Here is a 1,339-nt window from a genome sequence, read left to right on the forward strand (position 1 = left end):
TGAACCGTCCTGGTCTGGATGGAGACCTCGGTTATGCCACCTCTGTTGTTGAGGCGACGGTGTGACGGTACCGGTCCTCGTACTCCGAGGGCGAGAGATAGCCCAGGGCCGAGTGCAGGCGGGTGGTGTTGTACCAATGCACCCAGGCGGCGGTTTCGCGTTCCACCTCGGCGCGCCCGGTCCAGGACTGGGCCCGATTGATCAACTCGGTCTTATAGAGACCGATCGCTGATTCCATCAGTGCATTGTCCAAAGCATCACCGACCGAGCCGATCGATCCTGCGATTCCCGAGTCATGCAGAGCATCGGTGAAGACCAGCGATGTGTACTGACTTCCGGCATCGGAGTGATGGATCAAACCCGTTGTCGTAAAACGGAAATCGGTTCTGCGGCGGGTGAACACAGCCTGTTCGAGCACGCTGTGAACGAGCGGTGTCGCCTTGGTCGACATCACCCGCCACCCCAGAATTCGGCGTGAGTACACATCCACGCAGAACGCGGTATAGACGAATCCCGCCAAGGTCCAGGTGTAGGTGAAATCGGCCACCCACCATTGATCAGGCCGTCTCGGAGCACCCCACTGGCGGGCGATCAGATCGGGATGGCGCGGTGCGCCCGGATCAGCGGTCGTGGTGACCGTGGTGCGCCGCCGGCCACGAACGGCTCCGCTGATCCCGCAGATGCCCATCAGCCGGCTGACCTGGTCACGGCCCACATCATGGCCTGCATGTTTCATCGCGTGCCACATCTTGCGGCCCCCGTAAAGCCGCCGGTTGGACACAAACAACCGGTGCACGGTATTGGCGGCGTGCGCCTCGGTCCAGGCAGTGTCGCTGACCGGGCCGCGGGCTTTGGCCGCGTAATAGGTGGACGGGGCGATCTTGACGCCGTAGCTGGTGAGCACGGTGCAGATCGGGTCGACCCCGAACTGGTGACGGTGGGCATCGATGTAATCGATGATCACCGAAGTCGGCGGTCGACCTCCGCCGCTGCGAAAAACGCTGTCGCCGTCTTGAGAATCTCATTGGCCCTGCGTAGCTCGGCGTTCTCTCGGCGCAACGACTTCAATTCCGCAGAAGAATCCACAGCCCCATCGACAACCGCCGAGTCGCTGCTGCCGTAGCGATTCTCTACCCAGTTGCGCAACGTAGCTTCATTGATTCCGAGGATCTCGCCGACATACCGGCGGGCCCCTCGCTTGGAATCCCCAGTCTGGGAAATCCGGTCCTGATACATCCGTACCGCCCGCTCACGGGTCTCTGGGTCAAACTTCCTCGGCGCAGCCACAACAACATCCTCCTGGTGCGTTCACGATCTCCACCAGACCCAGGACGGTTCA

General features: G+C 61.7%; 1 protein-coding gene and 1 other annotated feature. The gene reads right to left on the minus strand.

From position 1 onward, the window contains the following. Positions 1-31: 31 nt before the first annotated feature. Positions 32-1,287, minus strand: a protein-coding gene (locus tag HPC46_RS34405) for an IS3 family transposase (RefSeq protein WP_179476438.1) whose coding sequence is annotated in 2 segments (ribosomal slippage) — positions 32-993 and positions 993-1,287 — 1,257 coding nt in all. Because the reading frame shifts where the segments join, the coding sequence is not laid out codon by codon here. After that, positions 872-1,003, minus strand: a sequence feature (AL1L pseudoknot). (Overlaps the previous gene by 132 nt.) Positions 1,288-1,339: the final 52 nt, after the last annotated feature.

Source organism: Mycolicibacterium vinylchloridicum, assembly GCF_013404075.1.
In the GTDB taxonomy this organism is placed as follows: Bacteria; Actinomycetota; Actinomycetes; order Mycobacteriales; family Mycobacteriaceae; genus Mycobacterium; species Mycobacterium vinylchloridicum.